Annotated in this window: 13 protein-coding genes; 6 read left to right on the top strand and 7 right to left on the bottom strand. The window is 65.7% G+C overall.

Translation table 11 applies throughout. From position 1 onward, the window contains the following. On the top strand, window positions 1–1,070 hold a 1,070-nt coding region (locus tag ACPYOD_RS02845), incomplete at its 5' end, for a hypothetical protein (RefSeq protein WP_481300215.1). Window positions 1,071–1,125: 55 nt separating this feature from the next. Here the strand turns inward: ACPYOD_RS02845 and ACPYOD_RS02840 are convergent. Continuing rightward, complete coding sequence (locus ACPYOD_RS02840) at window positions 1,126–2,043, bottom strand: LysR family transcriptional regulator (protein ID WP_481300214.1); 918 nt, start codon at window positions 2,041–2,043, stop codon at window positions 1,126–1,128. A gap of 121 nt (window positions 2,044–2,164) precedes the next feature. On the opposite strand from ACPYOD_RS02840, the gene ACPYOD_RS02835 reads away from it, so the two are divergent. The 3 genes from ACPYOD_RS02835 (at window position 2,165) to ACPYOD_RS02825 (ending at window position 3,764) form a co-directional block, all read left to right on the top strand. Beyond that, window positions 2,165–2,899 carry an SDR family NAD(P)-dependent oxidoreductase gene (locus tag ACPYOD_RS02835; RefSeq protein ID WP_481300213.1) on the top strand — a complete coding sequence of 245 codons (735 nt, stop codon included), beginning with the start codon at window positions 2,165–2,167 and terminating at the stop codon, window positions 2,897–2,899. Between the two features lie 7 nt (window positions 2,900–2,906). Next, entirely contained in the window at window positions 2,907–3,134 is a 228-nt protein-coding gene (locus ACPYOD_RS02830) for a tautomerase family protein (protein ID WP_481300212.1), read from the top strand. A 138-nt stretch (window positions 3,135–3,272) separates the two neighbouring features. Next, complete coding sequence (locus ACPYOD_RS02825) at window positions 3,273–3,764, top strand: hypothetical protein (protein WP_481300211.1); 492 nt, start codon at window positions 3,273–3,275, stop codon at window positions 3,762–3,764. Window positions 3,765–3,883: 119 nt separating this feature from the next. Here the strand turns inward: ACPYOD_RS02825 and ACPYOD_RS02820 are convergent, their stop codons facing one another. The 6 genes from ACPYOD_RS02820 to ACPYOD_RS02795 all read right to left on the bottom strand — a co-directional run bounded on the left by ACPYOD_RS02820 (window position 3,884) and on the right by ACPYOD_RS02795 (window position 13,346). Then, complete coding sequence (locus ACPYOD_RS02820) at window positions 3,884–5,818, bottom strand: CocE/NonD family hydrolase (RefSeq protein ID WP_481300219.1); 1,935 nt, start codon at window positions 5,816–5,818, stop codon at window positions 3,884–3,886. A gap of 19 nt (window positions 5,819–5,837) precedes the next feature. Next, window positions 5,838–8,852: a TonB-dependent receptor gene (locus tag ACPYOD_RS02815; RefSeq protein WP_481300210.1), complete on the bottom strand. Its 3,015-nt coding sequence runs from the start codon at window positions 8,850–8,852 to the stop codon at window positions 5,838–5,840. Window positions 8,853–8,942: 90 nt separating this feature from the next. Beyond that, window positions 8,943–9,698 carry a DeoR/GlpR family DNA-binding transcription regulator gene (locus tag ACPYOD_RS02810; protein ID WP_481300209.1) on the bottom strand — a complete coding sequence of 252 codons (756 nt, stop codon included), beginning with the start codon at window positions 9,696–9,698 and terminating at the stop codon, window positions 8,943–8,945. Further along, window positions 9,688–11,322, bottom strand: coding sequence for an ABC transporter permease subunit (locus ACPYOD_RS02805; RefSeq protein ID WP_481300208.1), 1,635 nt, complete (start codon window positions 11,320–11,322; stop codon window positions 9,688–9,690). The genes ACPYOD_RS02810 and ACPYOD_RS02805 overlap by 11 nt, the downstream gene beginning before the upstream one ends. Further along, window positions 11,319–12,320 (bottom strand): ABC transporter ATP-binding protein, encoded by a 1,002-nt coding sequence (locus ACPYOD_RS02800; protein ID WP_481300207.1) that lies wholly within the window; start codon window positions 12,318–12,320, stop codon window positions 11,319–11,321. The genes ACPYOD_RS02805 and ACPYOD_RS02800 overlap by 4 nt, the downstream gene beginning before the upstream one ends. 24 nt (window positions 12,321–12,344) lie before the next feature. After that, entirely contained in the window at window positions 12,345–13,346 is a 1,002-nt protein-coding gene (locus tag ACPYOD_RS02795; RefSeq protein ID WP_481300206.1) for an extracellular solute-binding protein, read from the bottom strand. A gap of 148 nt (window positions 13,347–13,494) precedes the next feature. Here ACPYOD_RS02795 and hisN point away from each other — a divergent pair, with 148 nt between their 5' ends. Together hisN and ACPYOD_RS02785 are read left to right on the top strand one after the other, a co-directional pair. Then, on the top strand, window positions 13,495–14,286 hold the full coding sequence (gene hisN, locus ACPYOD_RS02790) for a histidinol-phosphatase (RefSeq protein WP_481300205.1): 792 nt from the start codon (window positions 13,495–13,497) through the stop codon (window positions 14,284–14,286). Between the two features lie 6 nt (window positions 14,287–14,292). Continuing rightward, the gene (locus ACPYOD_RS02785) at window positions 14,293–16,419 is read left to right on the top strand and encodes a phosphocholine-specific phospholipase C (RefSeq protein WP_481300204.1); all 2,127 of its coding nucleotides are present in this window, start codon (window positions 14,293–14,295) and stop codon (window positions 16,417–16,419) included. The last annotated feature ends 112 nt before the right edge of the window (window positions 16,420–16,531 follow it).

Genomic DNA, 16,531 nt, shown 5'->3' with positions numbered 1-16,531 from the left:
ACCCCAACCCGTCGTCGACGGGCGTGTCATTTTCCTGGCTGCGTTCCGATGCCACTTTTGCGGGTACGGTCTTCAACTACAAAAACGGGTTTATTTTTTATCCCAAGGACGCCGGTGCAGCAGGATCTGGCGTCATCAATGTCCTCTGCGTATTTCCCCACGACGCCGACACGAACTTCCGTGAGTCGAACGGCTGCGGGGAGCATGCGAGTGGGGGCGAGGGCAGCCGTCCTTGTGACCAGCAAGGCATAGCCACCGGCAGCGGATGGATCACTCACTTCAATGCGCTGTCGGGTTGGACCAAATATATTGGGCAATGCGGATGGAACGTACGTGCCGGGGCACCATCCACGGCAGCCTATTTCAGGGCTTTCATCGATGGCAGAAGGCTAATGTCGCCTGCCGACTGGTACACCCAGAACGAGGTTCGAATGGCCAGTTGGGCACAGAACGCAGTCGTCCCGATTCGTGCCTTCTTCTATCTCAGCGGCGACTCCAGCGCCCGCGACAAAGCAAAGGATGACCAGCGCCGCTACAAGGCAGCCTTTAACCAGTTCGCCCCGGTCATTCAACTCACCTTTCCCTCGTCCCCTGCAGGAACTGCCACGTTTGCGTATAACGAAACGGAACAAGCAGTACCCGATCCGGGTGGGTCGGATCCGGGCACTGGCATCGATCCGGACCAAACCCTGGTCGACTTTGACGAAATGCCTGAGCAGTCCGGCGTAACCAAAATAACGTATACCAACGGTTCTCCATTCGCCGAGGGCGCTTCCATGTCTATTGCGAGATCGGCGCAAACCGGTATGCACCTGCAGACATCCGCGCCGCTGATCATCAGTGCTTCACCCGGAAAAACCTATCGGGAAATAGATGTCCGCGTATCCAGTGAAGTCTATGAACCTTATCTCGCGGTCACCTTTTTTTGTTCAGGGGGGACCGTTCCAGGCGGTGTCTATGAAAATGGCTACTATGCATTCGCTTGCGGATCTAGAGGAACTTTCTCGAAGATATCTTTCGATAACCACTCAAAGCTCGTCAGGTTCGACGATGTCCTGTTCAGGCCATAGCGTCTGCGGGTTGCGATCGTGCGGCGGGAACCAGTTCGAGTGAGAGCGCGCAGCTTCACGGCGTTCCGACGACGTGTGCGGTCAGGAAGTCGATGAAGGCGCGAACGCGGCGCGGCACGAACCGGCTATGTGGATAAAGGAGGTTGTACGGCCGGGAGCGGCCGCCGAGATCGGCCAGTACTTCGACCAGCGAGCCATCCTCGAGATCCTTCCGCACCACGAAACGGTAGGCCTGGAACAGGCCCGCGCCGGCTCGCGCCAGCGTGACGCCGCCCAGCACGTCTTCCGAAACCGTGTAGCTGCTCTCTGCCTCGAACTCCACGTCCGTGCCGTCCTGGCGGAAGAGCCAGGGAATGCGTCGGCCACTGCTCGGAAGATCGAACTGGATGCACTCGTGCCCGGCCAGGTCCGCGAGTGTGCGCGGCGTTCCGTGCGTGGCGAGGTACACGGGAGAAGCGACCACTACAAGAGGGCTGTCTTCGAGGTGCCGTCCGATCAACGACGAATCGAGCGGCGCGCGAACGCGGATTGCGAGGTCGAAGGCCTCGTCGGCGAAGCCGATGTTGCGATTGCTGATGTGCAGGTCGAGACGGATGCCGGGATGTTCGCGGTGGAAGGCCGGCAGGGCGGGTAGAAGGCGGTAGTGCGCGTACGTCGTCGGTGCGCTGATCCTGAGCCGGCCCGACAGCTGCGCCTCCTGTCCGCTGGCCATGCGCTCCGCATCGGCGAACTGCGACAAGGCCTGCCGGCACTGTTCCATGTAGACGCGCCCGGCGTCGGTAAGGCGGATCTGGCGCGTGCTGCGCACGAACAGGCGCACGCCGAGACGAGCTTCCAGCCGGGCCACCGACCGGCTTACCGCGGCCGGCGTCACGCCGGCGGCCGTGGCGGCGGCGGTGAAGCCGCCCAGTTCTCCGGCGAGGCAGAAGAGCTCGATGCTGCCGAGCATGAGGTCGTCGAATTGGCGGTGCATGCTTTACACCATGTAATGGGTAATTTGCTCCGGATCATATTTATCAGCAGGCGGCGCATCAATAGATTGTGTGGCAAGCCCGGCCACCGAGCCGGCATCCATCCATCATCCGGAGCACACCATGAGCACCCGTAACACCGTCATCGTCACCGGCGCCTCCAGCGGCCTCGGCTTCGCCATCGCCAAGGCGTTCCTCGACCTCGGCTACAACGTGGTCGGCAATGGCCGCAGCCAGGCCCGCCTCGACGAGGCCGCCAAGGCCCTCGGCAACAGCGACCGCTTCCTCACGGTCGCCGGCGACATCGCGCTGCCCGAAACCTCCGAGCGGCTGTTCGACCACGCCATCGAAGCGTTCGGCCAGGTGGACGTGCTGGTCAACAATGCCGGCATCTTCATCGCCAAGCCCTTCACCGACTACACCGTGCAGGACATCGACGCGATGATCGACACGAACCTGCGCGGCGTGGTCTATCCGTCGCAGGTCGCCGCGCGGCATATGACGGCGCGCAAGTCGGGCCACATCGTCAACATCACCGCGAACATCGGCCTTCACCCGGACCGCAACGTAACGGCCGCGATGGCGGTGCTGATCAAGGGCGGACTGAACGACATGACCCGCGCGCTCGCCCTCGAGCTTTCCCCGTACAACGTCCGGGTGAGTGCCGTAGCCCCGGGTATCATCGAAACGCCGATGCATTCACCGGAAACCCATGAGTTCCTCAGCGGTTTGAATCCGATGAACCGGCTGGGTCGCCCGGAAGACATCGCGGAAGCGGTGGTCTACCTGGTGCGCAGTTCCTTCACCAACGGTGTCGTGCTGCCGGTCGACGGCGGTGCGAGCACCGGCCGCTGGTAACGCCGCCATGCCCTTCGTCAACGTTCGCATCACTCGTGAAGGCAACACACCTGCGCAGAAGGCGCAGGTGATTGCCGAGATCACCGAAACACTGGAACGCGTACTCGGGAAATCGCCGGAAGTAACTCATGTGGTGATCGAGGAGGTCGCCATGGAGGACTGGGGCTATCGCGGAGTGCCGACATCGCAGTTGCGGGGTCCCGACCCGGGGCCCATAGACGGCGGCAAGCGTTGAGGTAGGCCGTTTCGGCAAGCTCGCGCGTCCTGTACGGTTTCTTCACGCGCCAAGGTCGATGTGTGTGGGATGCGCGCCCAGCTTGCCGGAACGTTGCTCTTCTTCTGTGCCCTCGCTTCGGCGGGGGCACAGGAGGTCATGGCGCCAGGCGCCGCGCAGGTGATCGGTTTCGACGGGCTTCCTAGTGGAAGCATCGTCACGCCATTCAAGGATCCCGGCGGGCTATTCACGATCGCCGCCTCGAAACGCGGTCCGTTCCTTTACGGCGAACGGGCCGAGGCCGGCATGCGTCCGCTCTCGGGGCGCTATCTCGCCATCCGTCCGGGCGTGGGCAAGAGCGCGAACCTCACCAGCATCGTCCTGGCACCCGGCATTCACGGTAGCGACGCATCGTTCGACTACTGGATCCAGACCCCGGGCGAGCAGGCCGTGCAGCTCGGCTGCGTTTTCAGCAATGGCCCCGAAACCGCTTCGTGGTCGGGCGCCACGGTGCACGCCGGTAACTACAGCTGCCACGCACCCCCAGGCGCGACGGTCCGCGAGATACACCTAAGCACCACCTTCGAAGGCGGCATCCTGCGCATCGACAACCTGGTCGTCCACATGGGTAGTGCGTTGGCCAAGGATTGATCGTCAGGCGTGCTTATCGCGTAGATCGCTTGACTGTAGGAGCCGCTACAGCGGCGCGGAAATCCTGCGACACCGCCGCCAGATCCCCTCGCCGCTGTAGCGGCTCCTACAGGGGTACGTCATTTTGTGATGGGGAGTTCCAGGTAGGTACCGTTCTGGCCGTCGCGCAGCACGCGTTGCGTTGCCTTGCGGTAATCGCCCGGCTTCGCATTGAAGATGTTCGGTACGAACGTCTGCGGGTTGCGGTCGTAGAGCGGGAACCAGCTGGATTGGATCTGCACCATCACGCGGTGGCCGGGCTGGAACACGTGGTTCACCGTCGGCAGCGGAAAGCGGTATTCCAGCGGCTTGTCCGGCGCGAGTGCCTTGGGCGTGTCATAGCCTTCGCGGTAGCGGCCGCGGAAAATCTCCATGGCGATGGGTAACTGGTAGCCGCCCATCGAAGGTTGTTGTTCGACTTCGTCGGGATACACGTCGATCAGCTTCACCACCCAGTCGCTGTCCGTGCCACTGGTGGAGGCGAGCAGGTGCACCAGCGGTTCGCCGGCAACGCCCATCGGGCGGTCGAGCACCGGCGAAACGTAGGTAAGCACATCGGTACGCGTGGCGAACTGGCGTTGGTCGTCCACCAGCCATTCCGGCCAGCTGTCTACCTGGTCGGGTACGCCATGCGACCACGGCTGGATGGGGCGAATTCGATACGGCACCGGCTTGGCCGGGTCGGACACGTATTCGTCCGCGCCAGGCGAAGGCACGGTTTCGCCCAGAACGCCGTCGGCTTCCACGTACCAGCGCTGCGTGGCCGGTGCGCAGCCCTGCCGGCAACTGGACGGCCAGCTGTCGAGCTTCCGCCATACGTTCTGCCCGGTGACGAAGGCATTCACGGGGGCGATATCCGCATGCGGCGCATCGTCCTTCAGGTACTGCGCCAGGAACGGGCGGAGGATCTCCTGCCGGAACGTCGTGCCTGTATCGCTGCCCAGGCGGACGGCGCCGATCGTGTCCCCATTTTCCCAGGTCTTGGCGTGGCGCCACGGGCCGATGACCAGCCAGAGTTTCTTGTGCTCCGGGTCTCGCGGCGCGAGGGCGCGGTACACGGCCATGTCGCCGTAGTTGTCTTCCTGGTCCCACAGGCTGTGCACCAGCATGGTGGGCACCGTCATGGGTTCCTTCGCGGCGACGCGGTCCAGTGCCTGTTCCGACCAGAAGCTGTCGTAGGCGGGATGGGCCAGCAGCTTCTGCCAGAAGCCGAGCGCTTCCATGCCATAGGCGCGGCCGACGTCGCCGGCGGAGCCGTAGTGGAGATAAAGGTCGTAATCGTCGCGATACCCGCTGGTCCAGCCGATGTCGCTGCCGCGCGAGTTCACCATGCCGTAGATGTACGGGATCATCTGCTGGCGGAACGCGCCACGATGGAACCAGTCGTCGCCCATCCATCCGTCGATCATGGGATTGATGGGTACGGCGACCTTCAGGGCCGGATGTGGGCGAATGGTGGCGATCATCGCCTCGAAGCCATCGTAGGAAATGCCGATGATGCCGACTTTCCCGTTGGACTCCGGCACGTGCTTCACCAGCCAGTCGATGGTGTCATAGATATCGGAGGATTCATCCACGGCGGTGGGATTGCCATGGCCGATCGGCGGCCGGTTCATCACGAAGTCGCCTTCGGAACCGTGCTTGCCACGGATGTCCTGGATGACCCGGATGTACCCGTCCTGCACTACGACGTCCGCGGGATTGTCGTAGCCGCGCAAGGTCGGGCCCAGGTGCGGGCTGTCACCACGGTGGCCCATGCCGTCGGCGCCGTAAGGCGTACGGGTGAGGAGCATCCCGGCGTGCTTGGCACCCTTAGGTACGAGGATCACGGTATGCAGCTTCACGCCGTCGCGCATGGGAATGTCGACGGTACGTCGTTCGAAGTCGAAGCCGTGATTCGTCGGCGCGAAATGTGCCGGGATCTCGGTCGGAAGGTCTTTATAGGTACGTTCGCCCCCAGCCGCCGGAGTCGCGAGGACCCCGGCGGCGAGCGCGGCGAAACCGATTCGCAGCAGTGCGTGCATGACGTCTCCGTCAGAAATCGTACGTGACGCCGAGGCGCGCGTAACGAGGCGTGGTGTAGCTGTTGACCTGTCCATAACCGTCGTTCACGGAACCGCTGCTGCCGGACACGGGATTGGTCGACTCCGCCCGCTGCTGGTTCAGCAGGTTGAATACCGACACGTTGAAGGCCAGCTTGCGATCGGCCCAGAGCGGACGGTACTCGACATTCACGTCGAGCAGCTCTTCCCACGGCTGGCGGCCCTTCGCGCCGTACGCCGAGGGTTCGCCGAAGCAGAAGTGGTAGTAGCTGCCGTAGCCGGACGGGTCGCTCTCGTCGGCGCCGTAGCGGCCAAGGCAGGACTTGGGCAAGCCCGACTGAATCGTGAGGTTGGCCGACACCATCCATTCGGGAGCGATCTGGTAGGAGCCGTACAGCTTCAGCTGGTGCTTGCGGTCGTTGGCGAGGTAGCCGTTGGCGTAATCCATCAGCGTGGCGTAATCCCAGTCACGCGACGCCGCGACCGATCCCTGGTTCACGTCGGAGCGCACCTGGCCTTCGGTGTTGCCGTAGCTGCGCGAGAACAGGTAGTCCACCTTGCCCGACCACGTGCCGTCGAACGGGTGCGACAGGTACAGGTCCAGGCCGTAGTAGTTGCGCTTCAGGTGGCTGAAGCCGAAGTCGTCGTTGGTGACCGTGACGTTGTAGTAACCGCCGCCGTCCTTCTTCAACTGGTAGACATTGGCCCGGCCCGGATTGGACAGGTAGCAGCTGCCGATGGTCAGCGCGTCGATGTCGGCACCCTGGGCCTGCGCGGCGCGGCTGATAGCACCGTTGTCGCACACGTCGTCGAGCGCGTTGCGCAGCTTGCGCACCGTGGCCTTGGCGCCCCACACCCAGTTCGCGTTCAACTGCTGGTCCATGCCGAGGATGAACTCGTCCTGGTATTCCGACTTGATGTTCTTGCTGCTGACGGTACGCGGGTCAGGGGCCTGGCCGTATTCACCGTTGGGCGACACGCCGCCGCCGGTCTGGGAGGCGATGTACGTGATGCCGGTGGGCAGGCCGTGCGAGTCGATGCCGGTATAGGTGAAGTACTGGTTCACCGCGAGCGAGCCGGCGGACGTGCGCAGCGCCACCGAAGCAGGCATGGCGAGGAAGTAGCGCCCGGCATTGCCGTACACCTTCATCGAGGAGTCGCCGTTCACGTCCCAGCTGAAGCCCAGGCGCGGCGCCCACTGCGGCTTGGTCAACTTGAGGTACGGCTTGCCTTCGGGGTTGTAGTTCGTGAACTGGTCGTTGCGCAGACCCAGCGACAGCAGCAGGCGGTCGGTAACCTGCCAGTCGTCCATCACGTACTGGGCGCGCTGTTTCACGCGCACGGAGGCCAGCGTGTTGTAGTGGCGGTAGTAGGCGAAATAGCCGTTCTGGCCGCCGGGATAGTCGCCAGGCTTACCCACGAAGGGGTTGTCGCTGATGTTGAGGTTGGGATCCTGCTTGCCGTACCAGAGTTCGTATCCGTCGCCGCCGATGGTGGTGCCGTCGTCGATGTCGTGCGAATCCTGGTTGTCGATGCCGGCGGTGATCGAGTGCGTGCCGATCTTGTAGTTCAGGTCGATGCGGAGGTTGCGGTTCGTGGACTCGTGGTCGGGGTTGTCCACCGTGTCCAGCGTCTGCCCGTTGCTGATCGGCGAACCGCCGTTGAGGGCCGGGTTCTGCTGGTTCACGCCGCCGATGAAGGGGCCGGTGACGCCGGTGAACGGCGGTTCGTTGTAGTACGTGAGCTTCGACTTGCCGTAGAGGGCGGTCAGCGTGAGGTCGTCGGTGATGTAGCTGGTGTACTTGGCGACATACACCATCGCCTTGGTCTTGTACGTGTAGTCGGTGCCGGCGTAGTCGCCGATCGTCTGGTCGTCGTAATCGTAGGCGTACTTGTTGCCGTTGCTACGATGCGTCTGGTTCACGCCGGTCAGCTCGAGGATGTTGCTGTCGTTGATGTTCCAGTCGAGCTTGCCGTACCACTTCGGGTCCTTGTACGTGTACCGCGTGTCGTAGGCATGGTTCACGTCGCCGATGCTGTTGCCCTCGCTGCGCTCCATTTCCACGGCGGCGAAAGCGTAGAGCGTGTCCTTGATCAGCGGGCCGCCCGCATAGGCGCTGATGGTGCTGCTGTGCTCGTGGTTGTCGTCATTGCGCTGGAACGTGGAGCCCGGCGGATTGGGATTGTTGTGCCCGTACTTGATGTTCCGCGCACTGGCCCGGGCGAAGTCGGGTTCCCACAGCACCTGCGCACCGAAGTGCCATTCGTTGGTGCCGCGCTTGCCCACCTGGCTGATCACGCCGCCGTCGGAGCGACCGTACATTGCCGAATAACCACCGCTCAATATTTCCTGCTGGTCCACCGCACCGTAGGGCAGCGTGATGCCGCCGAAGCCGCTGAGCGGGTCAGTCGTGTTCATGCCATTGATGTAGTACGCGTTCTCCGTGACCGACGAGCCGGCGAAGCTCACCAGCGTATTGCCGAAGGCGCCCTTGAAGCCGCGCGCGCCGGGCGAGGCGCCAGGGGCGAGCAGGGCCACGGCCTCGGCCGTGCGTGCCAGCGGAAGGCGGGCCATGTCCTGGGAGGTGATGACGGTGCTGGAGGCCACCGTGGCGACGTCGATCTTGGGCAGGCTCGTCGCGGAGACCGTCACGCCCTCGAGCTGCTGGGCGTCGCCCGTGCCGCCTGCGCCTTCGAACGAGACGTCGGTGGCGGCGCCGACGCGCAGCGTGACGTTGTCGCGGCTGTCGACGACCTGACCGTTGGACTTGAGCGAAACCTTGTAGGTGGCAAGCGGCAGGGATTCGACCGAGTAGCGGCCGCGGGCATCCACCGGCACTTCGCGTACGAGACCGTTGCTGCCCTCGACGAGCACGGTTTCGCCGGCGGTCGCCGGTGCCTGGCCGGCGATGCGGCCGGTGGTGGCCTGGCCGAAGGCCACGCCGGACAGGGAGGCCGCGACGGCGGCGCACAAGAGGGTACGTCGAAAGTTGGGGCGGGAATGCATGGGATGCTCCGGGAAGGCGTGTTGTGTGTGGCGGGAAATTTCTATCGATTGAAAACAGGTGCGACGTTGGCCTTCCTGGCGCGGGTTGTTTCAGGCGTAGGCGATATCGCCCACGGCCTTACGAAGATCGGCGATGGCGCGCGAGCGTTCCGAACGGCGATCGGTAACGAGCACGTCGATGCGGTCCGCGGGACACCAGGCGACGCGGCTGCGTACGCCGATCTTGGAATGGTCGGCCGCGATCACGATGCGTCGCGCGTTCGCGCACATCGCCCTCGCGACCTCGGCTTCTTCCATCTCGAAACTGCTGGCACCGGCCTTCGCGTCGATGCCCACGGGGGACACGATGGCGAGGTGCGGCTGGTAGCGGACGATCTCGGCCACGGTGGCGGCGCCTTGCGTGCATCCGATCTGCGCGTTGAAGCGCCCGCCGAGCAGGTGCACCTCGTTGCCGGGGCGCGCGGCGAAGCGCGCGGCCACGTCGACGGCGTTGGTCACGATGGTGAGCCCGCTGCGCGTGGCGAGCGCCTCGGCCACCAGGTTCATGGTGCTGCCCGCATCCATGAAGATGGTCTGTCCGCTTTCCACCAGCGTGGCGACCTTCTTCGCGATGGCGCGCTTCTCGCGCACGCGGGTGGCGTGGCGCACGTCGATCGGCGGCTCGTCGCCGGTGAGTACGGCACCGCCGTGCACACGCCGGATCTCGCCGCGCTCGGCCAGTTCGACGAGATCGCGCCGGATCGTCTCGCGCGAAACGCCCAGTTCCGTGACGATGCGCTCCACGGAGACCTGGCCGCTGGCGCGGAGGAGGTCGCGGATACGGGAATGTCGTTCTTCATGCCACATGACGTCGTTCCTTGAGGACGTGGAGGAGGAGGCGCATCGCGCCGAGCGCGAGCGCGCCGGCCAGCACCACGCACATCGCGTAGGCGGCCGCTTGCGCGAGGAAGCCGTTTTCGTCCAGGCGCATCACGGTGACGGAGGCGAGGCCGAGGTCGGGCGTCACCAGGAAGATCACGCCGGACAGCGTCACCATGGAGCGCATGAACAGGTAGAAGAAGGTGGAAATGGCGGCCGGTGCCACGAAAGGCAGCACGGCGTCGCGCAGCACGTGGCCGGTGCCTCCGCCGGATACCGCCACCGCATCGTCGAGTGCTTCGGGCACCTGCCGCATGCCGGTCTGCATCGCGAGGAACGCCTGCGCGTGGTAGTGGTAGAGGCTGCAGAACGAGACGATGGCGATCCCGCCGTAGAACCATCCGGACAGGGCGCCGTGATCGAACGCCAGCACGTATCCCAGTCCCAGCACCATGCCCGGTACGGCGGCCGGAAGCGACGCGAGGAATTGCATGGGGCGCGCGACGGCACGCGGCGCGTGGCGCAGGCCGGCGGCCAGCGCGAACACGAGAACCGATCCGACGCAGGCGGCGAGCAGCGACATGCCCAGCGACGTCGCGACGGGCCCATAGCCGTCCGGCATGCCACCCGTGTAGTTCGCCAGCGTGAGCGTGCGGTCGTAAGGCCAGAGCTTCACGACGCTCACGTAGGCCACCGTACCCACCACCGCCACCAGCGGAAGCACGGCGAGGAGACTCAGTGCACCGAGGGCGGTATCGCGTCCCGCGTGCTTCGCGGGCACCAGCATGCGGCCTGGCATGGCGTCGCCGGTGTCCTGGCGACGCCGCGCGATGCGCGCGAGCCACACCGAAAGCAAGGCCGGCGCGAGCAGCACGACCCCCAGCGTCGCACCCATGCCGAAATCCAGCTGGCCCACGACTTCGCTGTAGATCTCCATCGCCAGCACGCGATAGTTTCCGCCGACCACCACCGCGCTGCCGAAGTCGGTGAGCGTTTCGGTGAAGACGAGGAACGCGCCAGCGAGAAGGGCGAAGCGCAGGCGCGGGATCGTCACGTCCAGGAACTGCCGCCACGACGTGGCACCCATCGACGCCGCGGCGTCATAGTGCCGGGCAGGCGTGCGGGCCAGCGCGGCCGACACGATGATGACCACCTGCGGCAGTCCGTACAGCGTATTCGCGATGAGCAGGCCCCAGAACCCATAGATGTCGGTCGTCGCGCCGGTCAGGCGATGGACGAGACCGTTGCGGCCGAGGAGGCACACGAGGCCGAGGCCGAGCACGAGGGAAGGTGCCAGCATCGGCAAGAGCAGTGCGCCGCGGATGAACGCCTTGCCGGGAAGGCGCGAGCGGTGCAGCGCCATCGCCAGCGCGAGGCCGAGGGGGACGCAGCACGCGGTCGTGGCGATGCCGATGGCAAGGCTGCGCAGGGCGGCGCGCGGCAGGCCGGGGTCGTCGAACAATCGCAGGTAATTGCCGAAGGTCAGGGCGCCCTGGGCGTCGGTCACGCTTCGCCACAGCACCGTCGCCAGCGGATGCAGGAAAAACAGGACCAGGCCCAGCGCGGGTAGCGCCAGGAGCCACAGGCCGGATGCACGGGCGCTTACGCTCATGCGCATACCCACGCGCCGCGCAAGGCGTCCACCGACACCGTTTCGCCGCGGGCCAGGGCGCTGTTTCCCCGCAGTTCGGCCAGCAGGCGCCGTCCGCGCCAGGCAAGCGTCACCCGCGCCAGGTTGCCCAGGAAGACGAAATCTTCGACCACGGCTTCGCCGCGCGGATCGCTCTGGACCAGCACGTCCTCGGGGCGCAGGCAGAACTCGTAGGTGGCCTCGCCGCCGGGCGGACGGCGTTCGAGGAAGCCGGGCAGGGTGTCGCGCACGAACGACGTCGGCAGCAGGTTCGCGCGCCCCACGAACTCGGCGACGAAGCGCGAGCGCGGGCGCTCGTACAGGTCGCGCGGTGTGCCCGTCTGTTCGATGCGCCCATGGTTCATGCAGACGATGGTGTCCGCCATGGCCAGCGCTTCTTCCTGGTCGTGCGTGACCATGATGGTGGGAATGCCGAGGGCGCGCTGGAGCAGGCGGATCTCGCTGCGCAACTGTCCGCGAATGGCGGGATCGAGCGCGCTCAGCGGTTCGTCGAGCAACAGCATCGCCGGTTCGGTCGCGAGGGCGCGAGCAAGCGCCACGCGTTGTTGTTGTCCGCCCGAAAGTTCGTCGGGAAAACGGGCACCGAGTCCGCCCAGGCCCACGCGCTCCAGCAGCTCGCTGCAACGGGCGGCGATCTTCGCCGGCGAGTCGCGGCGCAGGCGCATCGGATAACCGACGTTCGCGGCCGCCGTCATGTCCGGAAACAGCGAATACGCCTGGAATACGAGGCCCATGCGCCGCTCGCGGGCGGGAAGGGCGGTGATGTCGCGACCGGCCAGGCTGATGCGGCCGGCGTCGGGTGCGGTCAGTCCGGCAACGATGCGCAGCAGTGTGGTCTTGCCGCAGCCGCTGGGACCGAGCAGGCACACGAACTCGTTCTCGCGCGCGGCGAAGGACACGCGGTCGAGCACCGTGTGCCCGTCCCATGACTTCGCGATGTCGTCGATCCGCAGATGCATTCCCCTGAACTCCCCAAGGCCGCGCTAGCGCGTCAGCCGCTTGTACCTGGCGATGAGCGCCGCGCGTTCCCGCGCAGCCATGGCGAAATCGCGCGCCGGCAGCGTGGCGACGAGATCGACGGGCAGTCCTTCACGTTGTTGTTCCGCGCTCGGCACGCTGCCGGGCGCCGCCACGATTTCCTTGTAGCCGCGATAGAGCGCCGCCGCCTCCGGCGAGGCGGTCCAGTCGAGGAAACGCCGCGCATCTTCGTTGCGCGAGGCGCCCTTCATGAGCGCCGACGCTTCCAGTTCGTACCCCCTCACGCCCTCGGGAATCACCATCGTCACCGGGTAGCCCTGGCGGATCGCCTGCATGGCCGAGAAAGCGAAGGAAATGCCGATGGGGAATTCGCCGATGCGGGCGAGCTTGCATGGCGCCGATCCGGACAGCGTCACCTGGCCCACGTTGCGCGCGATGCCGAGCGTCAGGGCCATGCCGGCCGGATCGCGTCCCGCGTCGGAAAGCGACGAGATGAGCATGTAGCCGGTGCCTGACGACGACGGGTCGGGCATGGCGATCTGCCCGCGGTAAGCAGGCGACGCGAGGTCTTTCCAACTGCGCGGCATCGGCAGGCCCTGGTCCGCCAGCGCTTCGCGGTTCACGCACAAGGCGGCAAGGAAGCCGGTCGGGGCGAACCACCGTGCGTCGCCGTCCCGAAACGCGGCCGGCATACGATCGATATGCGTGCCATGCACGGGCGCGAGTAGGGCGGCGATCCGCGGATCCAGCATGTCGGTGACGGCCATACCCCAGATCGCGTCGTTGCGCGGACGTTGCGACTCGGCGAGCAGCCGTGCGGCCAGGTCGCCGCTGGACAGGCGAAGCACGTGGATGTCGATGTCCGGCAGCGCCTTCTTCGCCGCGTCGAGGTAGGTGGCGATCTCGTCGCTTTCCAGGGCCGAGTACACCGTGACGGTACCTGCACGCGCCGCACCGCCGGCGGCCAGCAGCAGGATCACGCTTGCGATGTATCGATGGGGACGCATACCGTTTCCGGGTCACACCTGGTGTGGCGTTTTGGGTATATTTGCAAACCTGTGGCGTATACGTCCACAGGAATATTTCCGTTTTTGTCATCACCCCGAAACGTGCCGTCGCTAGCCCGCACGCTTTTACGAACCAGGAGCGTCGTTGATGGAATCCTTGTCCGCCGCCGAGCGGAAGCAGTTCGAAGCCTTCGCCACGGGCATCGCCGACAATGCGCGCGCGTTGTCGTTGCCGCGCTTCCGGCGTCCCGTCGACGTCACGCTCAAGGGCGACATGAGCCCCGTCACGGCGGTGGATCGCGGCGTGGAGTCCATGCTGCGCGAGCGCATCGAGCTGGCGTGGCCGGAGCACGGGCTGCTGGGCGAGGAATATGGCGCCACGCGCGTGGACGCGGAATTCGTGTGGTCCATCGATCCCATCGACGGCACGCGCAGCTTCATCTCCGGCTGGCCTCTGTGGGGCACGTTGATCGCGCTGCTCCATCGCGGCCGTCCCGTGCTCGGGGTGCTCGACATGCCCGCGCTCGACGAACGCTGGATCGGCCACGCACGGGCAGGCACGACGATGAACGGCCGGCCGTGCCGTACGAGCGCCTGCGACAACCTCGCGTCGGCAACGATCTACACCACCACGCCCGACATGTTCACGCCCGACGAATGGCAGCGCTTCGACCGCACCAGCCGCGAGGCGTATGCAAGGCGCTTCGGTGGCGACTGCTATGGTTACGGCATGCTGGCATCGGGCCACATCGATGCCGTGATCGAGGCCAACCTCATGCCTTACGACTACCTCGCCATCGCCCCCGTCGTCGAAGCCGCCGGCGGCGTGGTGACGGACTGGGAAGGACGGCCCCTGGGCCTGGACAGCGGCGCGCGCGTCGTCGCGGCGGCCACCCCCGCGCTGCATGCCGCGCTGATCGAATCGCTCGCGAGGGACTGAAGCCGCATGGTGTCCCACGACCGCCGCCGATTCCTCCATGCCGCCGGCACCACCGTGGCGGCATCGCTGGTCGCGCAAGGTTTCCCGGCCGCGATCGCCAAGGCCCTGGCCACACCACCGGACCGCCGCACCGGCACCATCGCCGACGTGGAGCACGTGGTCGTGCTCATGCAGGAAAACCGGTCGTTCGACCATTACTTCGGCAGCCTGCGCGGCGTGCGCGGTTTCGGCGACCCGCGCGTGCTTGAACTCGGCAACGGCGATCCGGTGTGGCGGCAACCGCTCACCGCCACCCATACGAAGTTCTGGAAATCGCGCGGCGTGGGCGACGACGTGGCATGGGTGTATCCCTTCCACCTCGACACGCACGCCTCCGGAGACCACCACGAAGGCACCGACCACGGCTGGAGCAGCGGGCACGGCGCCTGGAACCTCGGCCGCAACGACCGCTGGATCGAGCAGAAGCAGGACGTACTCACCATGGCGTACCTGCGCCGCGACGATGCGGCGTTCCATTACGCGCTGGCGGATGCCTTCACCATCTGCGACGCCTACCACGCTTCCGCGCTCGCCGACACGGCCATCAACCGCATCTACCTGTGGAGCGGCACATCCGATCCCTCAGGCCGCCTGGGCACGAAAGACAACGGGCCCGGCACGGAAGAGCGCCCCGAGACCAACGGCTACACGTGGACGACCTATCCCGAACGGCTGGAAAAGGCGGGCGTCAGCTGGCGCGTTTACCAGGGAGGCACCGGAGAACCCGGTTCCCCCACCGACAACTACACCGACAACTCGCTGGAGTTCTTCGCGCGCTACCAGGTGAAGGAGGGCGCCGAGCCTTCCGGCTCGCTCGTGCGCAACGGTGTTTCCACGCACACCCTGCGTGACCTGCGGAAAGACGTGCTGCGTAACCGCCTTCCTCAGGTGACCTGGATCGTGGCGCCGTACAAGTACAGCGAACACCCGAACGCCTCGCCCGCCGACGGCGCCTATTACATCCGCGAAGTCATCGAAGCGCTCACGGCCAATCCGAAAGTCTGGAGCCGTACGGTGCTGTTCCTCAATTACGACGAGAACGACGGCTTCTTCGACCACGTGGTTCCGCCCGCGCCGCCGCTGGAGAGCGAAGAAGACAGCGAGGGCATGGTTTCACCGGCGCTCGTCGCCAGCTTGGGCGACGAAATCGTCGATCTCGACCGCCATCCACGCATCGTGGCACCCGTCGTGCCTGGAAGCGACCCGGGCGGGTTGCAACCGGTAGGCCTCGGCAACCGCGTTCCCATGATCGTCATCTCTCCCTGGTCGCGAGGCGGATGGGTCTGTTCCGAAACCTTCGACCACACGTCCGTGCTCCGCTTCCTCGAAAAACGCTTCGGCGTCGGGGAGCCGAACATCAGCGCATGGCGCCGTGCCGTCTGCGGCGACCTCACCAGCGCGTTCGATTTTGCGGGCACCAGCGACACCGCCATGCCCAGGCTGGGTGTTCCGGCCGGCTCGGAAGGAAAGGCCCCCATCCTCGTTCCCGCGGAACAGGCGATGCCACGGCAAGAACCCGGCACGCGCCCCGCACGCCCACTTGGCTACGCATGGGCCGTCCGCCATCGGCTGAGCGACGGCGCCAGCCACATCGCCTTCGACAACCAGGGCAAGCTCGGCGCCGCCTTCCTTGTGTACGACGGCCTCCATCGCGAAGCGCCGCCGCGCCGTTACGCAGTGGCGGCGGGCGATCGCTTAGAGGATCGCTGGCAGCTCGCCAAGGCAGGCGACGCGTATGACCGCCGTATCCACGGACCCAACGGTTACTTCTGCGCGCTGCGAGGTTTCGCGGAAGACGCCGTCGAAGCGGACGTGCGCGGCATACCCGGAGTACGGCGCATCGAGGTCGTGCTCTCGCATCGCGGGACACGGGCAACGACGTGCCGCCTCGCGAACGCGTACAGCGATGAACCCGCGCGGATGATCGAGCTGTCCGCGGGCGACAGCATGACGGTGGCGTTCGATCTCACCGCAAGCTCGGGCTGGTTCGACGTCGCCATCACGGTTCCGGCCACGCCCCGGTATTTGAGGCGTTACGCAGGGCATCACGAAGACGGGCACGCTGCCACGAGCGATCCGGGGCCTAAGGGCTGACCGCATACAGTAGGACGTTGCGGGAGCCGGGTATGCCGGCGATCCCGCGGCAGCGGGCACTCTCGCGAGACCCTATCGCCGCTGGAGCGGCTCCCACAGGGCCCGTGGGGAC

The organism is Luteibacter sp. HAY1-4A (assembly GCF_056755355.1).
The sequence above is the reverse complement of the archived record's forward strand: the minus strand, read 5'-3'. Positions and strand labels throughout refer to the sequence as shown.

What these genes read in the sequence shown, in the direction of transcription:
- ACPYOD_RS02840 (WP_481300214.1), bottom strand. Translation starts at nt 2,043, where the DNA reads ATGCACCGCCAATTCGACGACCTCATGCTCGGCAGCATCGAGCTCTTC.
- ACPYOD_RS02835 (WP_481300213.1), top strand. Translation starts at nt 2,165, where the DNA reads ATGAGCACCCGTAACACCGTCATCGTCACCGGCGCCTCCAGCGGCCTC.
- ACPYOD_RS02830 (WP_481300212.1), top strand. Translation starts at nt 2,907, where the DNA reads ATGCCCTTCGTCAACGTTCGCATCACTCGTGAAGGCAACACACCTGCG.
- ACPYOD_RS02825 (WP_481300211.1), top strand. Translation starts at nt 3,273, where the DNA reads ATGGCGCCAGGCGCCGCGCAGGTGATCGGTTTCGACGGGCTTCCTAGT.
- ACPYOD_RS02815 (WP_481300210.1), bottom strand. Translation starts at nt 8,852, where the DNA reads ATGCATTCCCGCCCCAACTTTCGACGTACCCTCTTGTGCGCCGCCGTC.
- ACPYOD_RS02810 (WP_481300209.1), bottom strand. Translation starts at nt 9,698, where the DNA reads ATGTGGCATGAAGAACGACATTCCCGTATCCGCGACCTCCTCCGCGCC.
- ACPYOD_RS02805 (WP_481300208.1), bottom strand. Translation starts at nt 11,322, where the DNA reads ATGAGCGTAAGCGCCCGTGCATCCGGCCTGTGGCTCCTGGCGCTACCC.
- ACPYOD_RS02800 (WP_481300207.1), bottom strand. Translation starts at nt 12,320, where the DNA reads ATGCATCTGCGGATCGACGACATCGCGAAGTCATGGGACGGGCACACG.
- ACPYOD_RS02795 (WP_481300206.1), bottom strand. Translation starts at nt 13,346, where the DNA reads ATGCGTCCCCATCGATACATCGCAAGCGTGATCCTGCTGCTGGCCGCC.
- hisN (WP_481300205.1), top strand. Translation starts at nt 13,495, where the DNA reads ATGGAATCCTTGTCCGCCGCCGAGCGGAAGCAGTTCGAAGCCTTCGCC.
- ACPYOD_RS02785 (WP_481300204.1), top strand. Translation starts at nt 14,293, where the DNA reads ATGGTGTCCCACGACCGCCGCCGATTCCTCCATGCCGCCGGCACCACC.